Source organism: bacterium, from assembly GCA_013360215.1.
In the GTDB taxonomy this organism is placed as follows: domain Bacteria; phylum CLD3; class CLD3; order SB21; family SB21; genus JABWCP01.
Genome location: JABWCP010000048.1, coordinates 1 through 11392, shown reverse-complemented (window position 1 = coordinate 11392; position 11392 = coordinate 1). Strand labels below are relative to the sequence as shown.

Annotated in this window: 5 protein-coding genes and 1 pseudogene; 4 read left to right on the top strand and 2 right to left on the bottom strand. The window is 43.1% G+C overall.

Annotation, left to right across the window (positions count from 1 at the left end):
* Positions 1-214 (bottom strand): ribulose-phosphate 3-epimerase (locus tag HUU58_15900; protein ID NUN47157.1); only part of this gene is annotated, 214 nt, incomplete at its 3' end.
* Positions 215-699: 485 nt separating this feature from the next.
* Between HUU58_15900 and HUU58_15895 the strand changes: the two genes are divergently transcribed.
* The 4 genes from HUU58_15895 (at position 700) to HUU58_15880 (ending at position 11061) form a co-directional block, all read left to right on the top strand.
* Positions 700-4512 (top strand): response regulator, encoded by a 3813-nt coding sequence (locus HUU58_15895; GenBank protein NUN47156.1) that lies wholly within the window; start codon positions 700-702, stop codon positions 4510-4512.
* Positions 4513-4660: 148 nt separating this feature from the next.
* On the top strand, positions 4661-8578 hold the full coding sequence (locus HUU58_15890) for a right-handed parallel beta-helix repeat-containing protein (GenBank protein NUN47155.1): 3918 nt from the start codon (positions 4661-4663) through the stop codon (positions 8576-8578).
* Between the two features lie 18 nt (positions 8579-8596).
* Positions 8597-9187, top strand: a complete 591-nt coding sequence (locus HUU58_15885) for a hypothetical protein (GenBank protein ID NUN47154.1) — start codon at positions 8597-8599, stop codon at positions 9185-9187.
* Between the two features lie 41 nt (positions 9188-9228).
* Entirely contained in the window at positions 9229-11061 is a 1833-nt protein-coding gene (locus tag HUU58_15880; GenBank protein ID NUN47153.1) for a hypothetical protein, read from the top strand.
* Positions 11062-11280: 219 nt separating this feature from the next.
* Here HUU58_15880 and HUU58_15875 read toward each other — a convergent pair.
* Positions 11281-11392, bottom strand: a pseudogene (locus HUU58_15875) (ribulose-phosphate 3-epimerase).

Sequence of the window (11392 nt, the reverse complement as noted above, 5' to 3'; positions counted from 1 at the left end):
CGGGTTCGACGATCATAAGATGAACATCCAGCGGAAGTTTGGTGATTTTACGGAGATGTTCGACGACCACCGGACCGATCGTAATATTAGGTACAAAACTTCCGTCCATCACATCGACGTGAATCCAATCCGCACCGGATTCTTCGGCGATGCGAATATCCCGCGAAAGATTGGCAAAATCGGCCGATAAAATAGAAGGTGCAATGATGGGCATAAATATAAAACAGTTAATTATTCAGAAGCTATTTTATGAATATTGCGCGGGATAAGCAACGGGGAAGTGGTGTTCCAAACTTCCTAAAAAAAGATGAGAGTTTGAAGGTTAAATTTGGCTGTAAATACCGACAAGATATTTTCAATTGCATTATTGTAGTAGATCGTAGGATCGATTTCTGAGCTTCCTCTGCTTTATAAAAGATGATTTGTATGTAAATCCCTGAGCTAACGCCTGAGGATCAATTTGGTCTTAATGGTTATCTCTGGCGCCCGACGTGGTGAAAGATTAGTAAAAAAAAAGCGATAAATTAATCTGCATCACCTAAGTCCAATTTCGAATTCTTTCCTCTCCAAAGCATTCCACAAAATTCGGGGTTGCAATAAAATCCGGGTTTTCCGATTTGGACATCGAAAATTATTTTGCTTTGCGATCGATTTGTATTTATATATGAAAAAATTTTTTGAATTTGAAAACCTCCTCTATTGAAAAATCTCAAAAAAACATTTTTACTTTTTTTACTAGTTCGTTTCGGATTAGTATCAGGTCAGACCATAGCTCCAAAGATCACAGTTTACCATCCAGGCACTCATCCCCAAAACTGGCAAATCGTACAAGCCCCGTCAGGTATTTTATACCTTTCCAATGGAAATGCATTCTATTCCTATGATGGTGTGACATGGCGTTACGAATTTGAAATCAGCGGCGGTCCGATTCGTGCGACGGAATTTGATGCTCAGGGTAAATTATATTACGATGGACCGAACGATTTGGGATATATCGAATTTACCAATGGAAAACCCCGAAGGGTGTCTTTACTCGATAAACTTCCTTCAGGTGCTATTGCAGGGGGCGTACGTTCAGTCGCAGTTATAGATTCAGCGGTATATTTTGTATGCCGGTCGGGTATCTACCGATGGAAAAATCAAACGTTTACTACTATCGCAGCTGGTAAAAAAAGTTTTGGCGTTTTGTATTATAACGGCGGGAAAATAACAATCACAGGAAGGGACGAACAGAAGCAATATGCGATTTTTGAACTAGCGGGCGACTCCATCGTCGAAGCTCCATTTTCAAAATATTCGAAAAAAGACGGCACTTATGGCGTTTTCCGGTTCGACAGTAACCGTGCCCTGATTGGCTCGCACGAAAAAGGGTTAATTTTATGGGATAAAGGCGATATCCGGCCGATTTATCCTCTTAAGTATATTCACAGCGGTATCCGGTTGAAACATGGCGGATTTGCTTTCTGCTCGTTTACAAGCGGATTGGTTATTCTGAATGATCAACTGCAAGTCGTCGATGAAATCACAGAAAAAGAGGGCCTTTCTGCAAACGCATGTAATGGTGTTTTGGAAGATCAAGAAGGGAATTTGTGGGTGATGACGGAGGATGGGGTCAATAAAATTGAATTGTCGTCTTTTCGTTTTTTACAAAAAGAACAAGGACTCAAAAGCGGGGTCAATTGCATTTTTCGTAAAGGCGATAATTTATTTATCGGCACCGGTAATGACCTCTATGAACTTCATAAAAATCATACGCAAGCATTTGGGATCGGTGCCGTGTATTGGTCGGTACCGATCGGTGAGATCCATTTATTGGGGACTGTAAATGGCCTTAAGATTTTCGATGCTTCAAACAAAGTTACAACGTGGGATGCTGAAGTCAACGCTTACAGTTATTGTGAGCTTGAGAATGGCCGCTGGTTATTAGGAAAAAATAACGGCCTTTGTATTATTGATATCAAGTCAAAGCAAATAAAAAATGTCGTTCCCGCTTTGAAAGGGCGTATTTTTCAAATCTTCAAAGGTACTCCCGGTAAATTTTGGATAAGATCGGGCGCAAACGAAATCATAAACATGGATTTGAATTCTGAAACAATCGTATCCGTTGGTCAAAATCTTTCGTCGGAAAATAAAAATCTCGAAATTATCGGCGGGGGAGCATCCGCCTGGATTGCCTGCAGGGCAGGAATTTTCAGCTATGATACTGTTCAATCAAGTTTTGTACGTGATACACGGCTTTGGAATGAATCGGAGCCGATCACGTATGCCATTACGGATATGCTCGGCGATATTTGGGTGAGCACACCGACAAAGTTATTTCGTGGAAAACAAGTTGCCGCCACAATGCAATGGGATAGTCAGACATTTAGTCGAATAGCCCTGCTGGCCAAACGATCAGCCCTCAACTATGTGCTTAGGGATCGCGATAGCGTCATTTGGTTTTCAACGACGAGTGGTGTTATTCGATATGATCAAAAACTGAAACATGTTTTTCCGTCACATTCGACCGTTATCTCTTTTTTTGGGATTGGGCGCGACTCGGTTTTATTTCAAGGGAATGCGATTCCCGACAATCTCACGTTGGGATATGATCAGACGCAGGTTCGTATTGAGTATGGTTCGACTTCATTTGTGGATGAAAAAGAAACGGAATTTCAATATAAATTAAGCACCGATAAAGGGTGGTCAATCTGGTCAAAAGAAAACACAAAAGAATATTCCAATCTTTACGAAGGTACGTATGTTTTTTCAGTTCGCAGCCGCAATGTATTAGGGCACGTTAGCCAGGATAGCCACGTCCGTTTTACAGTGCTTCCTCCGTGGTATCGCACGTGGTGGGCATATTTACTTTATGTGACTTTGCTGGGTTTAACTTGGTGGGGTGGCGTGCAATTTCGATCCAGAAAAATACTTGCTGAAAAAGCAGAATTAGAACGGATTGTCGAGGTGCGAACACGTCAACTTCAGGAGCAAGCCAAAAAACTGGAAGAAATGGACGAGATCAAATCCAGATTCTTTGCTAATATTTCACATGAATTTCGAACCCCCTTGACGCTGATTCTCGGGCCGTTGGAGGAACTCAGGTCCGGACCTTCCGCATGGCCCATGGCGGATATGGTTTTGCGCAATGGCAAAAGATTGCTCCGGCTTGTCAATCAGCTGCTGGACATATCTAAAATTGAAAATCATCAGCTGAAACCCAACGCGTGCCTCGGTGACTTGAATTTTATGAAAGGAGTGGTACATGCGTTTTCTTCGCTGGCTGACCGCAAAGGCATTGAACTGAAATTAAAACTTGAGGACAATCTGCCGGAATTTTACCGTGACCGTGAATTTTTAGAAAAAATTTTATTTAATTTGATTTCCAATGCGATCAAGTTTACTCAAAAAGGAGAAGTACGTGTCTCTGTTCAGCGCGACTCCGATCATATTCAGATCAACGTTTCCGATACAGGCGTTGGAATTTCGGAATCTGATATAACAAAAATTTTCGACCGTTTTTATCAGGTGGATTCTTCAGAAATGCGCGAGTATCCTGGAACAGGTATTGGTCTGGCCCTTGCCAAGCAATTGTCTGAACTGCATCACGGTCGCCTGACAGTCGTGAGTCAGTTGCATCGGGGCACAACTTTTACGCTGCACCTGCCGTTGAATCCGGAAGTATGGCCTGATGAAGAGAAATCAATCGAAGCAGATCGAACCGTCAAATGGGACGCCGAGGCGGATTGGTCGGACGATAATGTGGTAAGTGATACGAACTCTGAATATCGGGGGAAAACTATTTTGATCGTGGAGGATCATCCAGACGTCCGCGATTACATCAAAGAACATCTTTCCGGAGAATTTCAAATCTCCGAAGCTCGTGACGGCGTCGAGGGGTTTGATAAAGCTGTTTCGCTCGTGCCTGATCTGATCATCAGTGATATTATGATGCCCAAAAAAGACGGCGTAGCGCTTTCGCGTGAACTCAAAAAGGATATGCGAACCAATCATATTCCAGTGATTTTATTGACGGCTAAGGCGTCTGAAGATAATAAAATAGAGGGACTGGAAACCGGTGCCGATGACTATCTTGTCAAACCATTCAATGTGCGCGAACTAAAGACCCGGATCAATAATTGCATCCGCCTTCGTGAGACGCTCATCGAAAAATACAGCAAAACGTTCTTTTCCGGACAAGCGATCTATGATGTAAAAAATGTAAATGATTTGTTTATGAGCCGTGTTCAGGAAGTTTTGGAAGAAAATATTACTGATCCGGATTTTAACGTTGAGGATATGGCCGCACAACTCCTGATGAGCCGGTCGCAACTTTACAGAAAAATGATCGCGCTGACCGGTATGAACCCAACCGATACTATCCGGAAGTGGCGCCTCAAAAAGGCAAAAATTATGCTCGAAAAGAACGCCGGTAACGTTTCCCAAGTGGCATTTGACGTCGGTTTTAATAATTTATCCTACTTTACCAAATGTTTTCGTGAGGAATTTGGTAAAAATCCTTCAGAATTCTAATCTTACTGCCCCCACAATTTTCTTATAAAACAACAGTTTGCACTATGATGCAACCAGAGTGTCAGTTTTTGAACGCTGGCTGTTAGAGCTCATCTCGATTTCTATCTACCTTGAATGTGTTTGATATCATCACAAGGTGGAGGAAGTTATGAATTGTTTAGGGCGGCTGTACATTTTTATTCTTTTTGTAGCCGGGCATTCTGGGATTTATGCCGACACGTTTTTTGTCACCAATTTCGGTGATAGTCTTGCACCCGGTTCGATCGGTTCTCTGCGAAAAGCTGTTTATCTGGCCAATATCAACCCGGGACCAGATAATATTCTTTTTGCGGTTGGGGATACTTTGAAACTCACTGCAGGTGCGATCTCCATAACGGATGAAGTTTTTATAGACGGGTATGGATATGCGATAACGCTTACATCCGATCAACCGTCATTAGATACGATTTTTACCGTAAAAGCAGCAAACACCACGATAACCCGTTTTAATTTTACAGCGGCTCGGTTTGCAGTCTGTGTACAAGCGCCAAATGTTATCATCTCTGCCAATATTTTTACCGGATGTAATATTGCCATCTTCCTGCTTCAATCCGGGGCATCTATCCTCAATAACCAATTTGGTGTGACTTCCGGTGACGATGTTGTGACGAATTTTATGGGGGTTGATGACGCTTCGGCTGGTTATCATACGATTCGCGGCAATCGTTTTGCCGCAAGCCAGTTCACCGACATCAGGTTAGGAACAGGTTTTGCAGAAAATACCGGTAGGGGGAGTCTGATCGTCGGAAACAAATTTGGTTTCAATTCGGCAAACGCTGCAATAATCGATACCGTTTATGGTAACTCGGCCTTGTTCGTATATGGGAATGCCAACAAAATCGGTGATGGAACCTACGCCGGAAGGAATGTGATTGGTTCTTATACAACACCGGTGTATTTAATTGGAGACAGCACGTTTGTTGCCGGAAATTTTTTTGGCCTCTATCCGGACGGAAAAACACCCGCTAAACCGCCATTCGGTGCAATTACGATTGATCCCGGCAATTATACTCAGATTGGTAATGGCACAACGGCCGGGCGAAATATTTTCGGATATGCTGCAAATGCAGTTGATATGATGTTTTCTCATCACTGTAGCTTTCTTGGAAACTATTTTGGTACGGATTCCACAGGTAATGCTCCTGGCAATGTGAGCTTTGGCATAGGGATAACCGGTGGATCATTTACTCAAATCGGTAACGGAACGCCCGGAGGGCGGAATATCTTTTGGGCAAGCACGGACGGAGTCAACATAACATCCACGTCTGCAAACAATATGATTTATGGAAATTATTTTGGATTAGGCGCCAACGGAAGTACTTCGTTTGCAGGGAATTCGGGAATTTCCAATTCCTCCGATAACCTCACCGTCGGCGACGGGACAGCGTCAGGCGTTAATTATTTTACGGGCATGATGAGTTCTGCGATTGTCAATTCAGGAAAAAACTTTACGTTAAATTGCAACGTGATCGGCCTGGCTGCCGACGGAACGACATTGAAAGCCAACGCAAGTGGCCTATTCCAATCCGGATCCGGTGGGATCATTCGAAATAACGTATTTGCAGGTCAAGTTACACTGGGATCAGGCATTTCATTAAACGCTGACTCCAATATCATCGAATCCAATTTGATCGGAACGGATATCAACGGAACGGCTTCTTATGGTTTCGATCGAGGAATCAATATCTACGGCAGGCATAATAGAATCGGGAATGGTAGTCCGAATGGTAGAAATTATATCGTCGGAGGCCTCATCAATATTCAACTTGGGTTCTTCGCCCATTCTGACACCAATTGGGTATCCGGCAATTATATAGGGCTTGGGAAAAATGGAAATGCTATTCGCAGTGCCGCTTTCGGGGGTACAGGCGTGTTTATTGATTCGTCTAAGAATACTGTACTCACCAACAACGTCATAGGCGGAAGTAGCGGGCATGGGATCACGATAAACCGGTCATCGGGAGTTTTGATTCAGAATAATTTAATAGGTACAGACTCAAACGGAATCGGTGCGCAAAGCAATGATGGAGCTGGTGTTTTAATAAACTTTAGATGCTCCCGTGTTACGGTCAATAATAACACGATCGCGTATAACGGGTTTTACGGAATGTATTTGGAAGATGCTGAATCAGACAGCATCCGCTGGAGTCAGAATTTAATTTTTAAAAATGTCAACGGCGGTATCCTCAAAGTAGATGCAGGTTCTCAAAAAGGGATTCAACCTCCCAGAATTTGGGGTGGCCTGACTTCAGGAACAATCTGGGGTAAGTCGGCGCCTAATGCTAAAATCGAAGTTTTCAGGGATAGTACAGGTCTGACACAGGCGAGATATTATGCTGGTGCGACCACGGCCACGCCTTCCGGTGATTGGGCTTTTCATACAGGCGAAGTGCACGTTGGCCATACGTTTACGGCGATACAAGACAGTGCAGCGAACTCGTCCGTTTTTTCAAACCGGATCGACGTCACGGCAACGGCTGATTTATTTGCAAAACATCATTCGCCGGATGCGTTTTTTCCGATGGGAAATGTTCATATCGGGGACAGCCTGATTTTGCCGATACGTTTTTATTCGGAAGGTGGCAGTCTGATTTCGGGTTTTTCAGTTTTGCATAGTACGCCCTTTCAATTTATCGGACCGTCCATCGATACACTGGATATTTTACATCCTGATACTCTGTTAGGTTTCATCAAGTTTAAGCCTACGGCTATCGGAAATTTCATTGATACGATACGCGCAACCTACGATGTGAGGAAACTGGATGTTTATATCACCGGCACCGGAGTAAACCGAGTTCTTTCAACCGGAGCGATTGGCAGTTTTAGCGATGCTCGTATCGGAGACAGTTCATCTGCATCCGTTACGATCAAAGCGCCGCAGAGTCCTGTGTCCGTAACCGCAATTTCTTTGGAGAAAGGGACACATTTTAAAATTCTTCCATGGGTTCTTCCTGTCACGATTACTTCCGATTCACTCATACTCACTATCAGATTTAAACCGCTTGTAGAGGGTATTCTGACCGACACAGTGAACATCTTCCATAATGGAGCGGGCTCCCCGATACGCCTGCCGTTGTCGGGTATTGGGCTCGAAAATATATCGCCGATCTTGTCCATCGGAGTTTTGAGAAGTACAATTTTGAAAGATCAGGTGGAGATTTACGGAACCAGCAACGAGGGACTCTCATTTGTAGTTATTAGAGTCAATAATTCAAATAAAGCAACAACGGCCGTATCCGGAAGTACCCGGATTTTTTCAACGGACCACAAGATGTTATCGGCAGGAGTGCTTTCTCTGAATTTTGCGGGAACTGATTCTGCCGGGAATCGCGGAGAAGTGTCTAAAAATTACGATGTTGGTGAGTTGACCAAAAACCGATGGATGACTCTAACGTCATCGTCAGTTGAATTGAGGCAGTTAAAAAATTACACCGGATCAGGCGGTTATGTGTTTTTATCGACTCAGGAATCCCGCGAAATAAAATCGGATAAGCGGTATATACGATCGGTAGAAGTGATCATGACCGAAGCCGTGTCCTTGAAGCTGGCGATGAATTATTACAAGGAAGACATACAATTCATACAGCAGGAGTTTGGGTGTTTTGACGCACAAAAATTATCCATACAGGAAATCTCATCCGTCCATGCCGGTATGAATGTAAGTACAGAGCATGAAAAAATTGCAGCGACAATCTATCGATCAGGTTTGTACGCACTGGTATATGATCCCGTTGAAGTAATCATACCTCAAAAACTCGAATTGACTCAAAACTATCCCAATCCATTCAACCCTTCGACGACCATACGGTTTGGTCTGCCTGAAGACGGGAAAACACGTCTCGTCATATATAATATACTGGGACAAACAATCACCACGTTGATCAGTGAGAACAAACCTGCAGGGTATCATGAAGTTTTTTGGGATGGAAAAAACAACCGGGGAGAGCCAGTGAGCAGTGGAATTTATCTTTACCGATTGGAAACCGGCAAGGGTACGATATCCAAAAAAATGCTACTCATCAAATAGCATAAAAAGGAAAAACTTATGTCGTTTCATTTCGATTCGAAAAACAAAGCTGCATTCATCGATGGGCTAATCTTCACAACGTTTATGTCGATCATGGCCCTGATCCTTTTGATGTTAATACTTTCTTGTGAGGATCCGATCAGTCCGTTGGAAGAGGCGTGGGAAAAATATGAGAAGAGAGCATATAGTGAAGCCTATGCGCTTTTTAGTGAAATAGAAAGGCCAGAGGCCGTTGTTGGACTCGGATGGACGGCGTTGCGAATGGATAGTTTTCCCGAGGCTGAGGCCTTTTTTGAATCTGTCGCTGCGGATTCGCTAACGGACGGTTACGCAGGCAGCGTATTTGTGAAGTGGCGGCAGGATCATTTTACCCAAGCCATTGAAGCTTCGCAATTCGTCAGAAGGAGGGATCCTGAGTATATTTTTTCGCATGACAAGTCTATAAACATATCAGATATCAAACTTCATCAGGCTTATAGCTTGTTTCACCTGAGAAATTATAACGCTTGTAATGATGTGATTCATGAATTGGATCCGATATGGATACCCTCCAATGATCCTGCGCTTATTTTGGTAAGATTGGAAATGCTCTACGCACAATATCGTTAATCGGTTTCTTATCTAAAAACACCATAGAAAGGAAAAGTCAAATGAAATGGGTCATCATCTTGTGTTTAACAAGCTCGCTTTTAGCGGCAGAAAGACCTGTGTTTAGAAGAGCCGGAGTTCATGTCTTGTCTTTACAATTATCCAAAAAGAAAATCGAAGGCGCCGCCATAAAAAAGAAACCGGAGAAAAAAAAAGATGCGAAGGAAGTAGTAAAAGAGGTTAAAGGCGCTTCGGGAACTGTAGAAACTGTCCAGTCGAGTAACCCGGAAAAAGATGACAATCAAACCGGTATTAGCGACGATTCTCTGGCTGCTGCGAAGATAGGACGTAGCTTGAAGTTAATTGAAAATGAACTTTCTTTACTTAAGGATCGTCTGGCAAGCGCCACATTTGATCAACAGGCTTCAAAAGCAAAAGAAAAAATCGAATCGGCGCGGGCTCTAATCGATGAGACGAAAATAAAATTCCCCGATTTAAATCTGACTTCATATACCAAACGGCTGGCTGGTTTTGAAAAGCAGTTTTCGTCGCTTGAGGAGGATGGCAAGGCCAATATGGGGCTGTCCGACGCCTTGTACACAGCATGGATGACCGGAGATGAATTGGTCCAATACGGAAAAGCAACGTATCTGACGCTTGAGGAAGCGCAGGAATTTTACGATAGATGTAAAAAATTAAATTATCCTTCGATTCTAAGACGGATTCAAAAAGAGGTAACGGATGAAGAGGTTAGAAATGATACGTATGTGACATTTTTGACCAAAGAATTTGTGCCGAAATTTCAGGTATTTCTGAAAACATATTATATCGCTGATGTGAATGCGCACATTGAAAAGGCTTATGCAGAAAAAGCAAAAGGAAAGACCGGGCTTTCAACGGCTGTCCAGGAGGCAGAAATTGCCGTGTTGATGGCGGAAGCGGTGCTTTTGGTAACTCCAGATGAGATCAATATTCAAAAACTGCGAAAGGATGCACAGTCTGCGTATGATAAAATCAACGCAGAACCGGGTTCAGTTTTATACACTAGCGACTTTCATAAAACTAATCGTGGTAAAATTGTGTTTTCAAAAACACGTATCGTGCTGAAAAAAGAAACATCTGCGACCGCTCAAAGTTCCTTTACAGCCGGAGAAAATATCTATGCCATGGCGTATTTCAAGAGCACAATCAAGGAACTATCCAAATATGGTAGTATGAGCCCGAAAATTACCATAGCGGTTTACGTCGATCCTGCGGAAGGTGGGATTTTAACGCCTTGGACGGCAAACAAAACTGGGGAATATATTGTCAAGTCGGATCATCCCAAGATGCAAGAAACTACATTAGAAGTTGAAATGACGCCCGATCCTCAGCAGACAGAGAGGCCGGAAGTGGCAGCAGAGTTTGCAAAATTATTCAGTGAATTGTCACCAAGAAACCACACTATCAAAGTTGGCCTTTTTGCAAACGATCAGGAGGTTGCATGGGGCACGTTTGAGCTTGACTGTTCCGAAGGTCAGGATAATTACAAAACTTTATCAGGCGCTCTCGCGAAATCTAAAATTCAAAATGCACTTCCACCCAAAGCAAAGGCTGCTGATAAAGGGATTGAACAAAATATGACGGCCGTTCTTAAATCAGAAGGTTTCCATGTCGTCAGAGTTATCCAAACCGATCCAACCTGGTATGTCCAGAGAAATGAAATCACGGGTATCGTTTTGAACCGCACCATACAAGCCGCTGTTATTTTCAAAAATGAAGAAGGAAAATGTATTGTAGAGTATATGAATTTTACCCAAGATTATGCGGGAAACTCATATGGCGTGCTGTATCGCAGTTCACGCGGCATGGTGATGGATCCCTATGAAGTTTTATGTGAGAATGCTTTTAAATAGTTAGATAAAAAAAGTACCACGGGAACTCCGGTGTGGACTTCCGTGTGATGATGACCAAAGGCTGTGGAATTTTCCACAGCCTTTTTTCTAAAATTTCTATCTTGACCTGCGAACAAATTTGTTTGCAAGCAGTGAAATCTTTGAGAATATTCTCTTAATCAGCATACCCGCATCTTCTGTTTCGAAATCTCAATGATGGAATCAGAGAAAATCTACGTCGGCATCACGAAATGCGGTGATATATTTTTCGGGTTCGACGATCATAAGATGAACATCCAGCGGAAGTTTGGTGATTTTACGGAGATGTTCGACGACCACCGGACCGATCGTA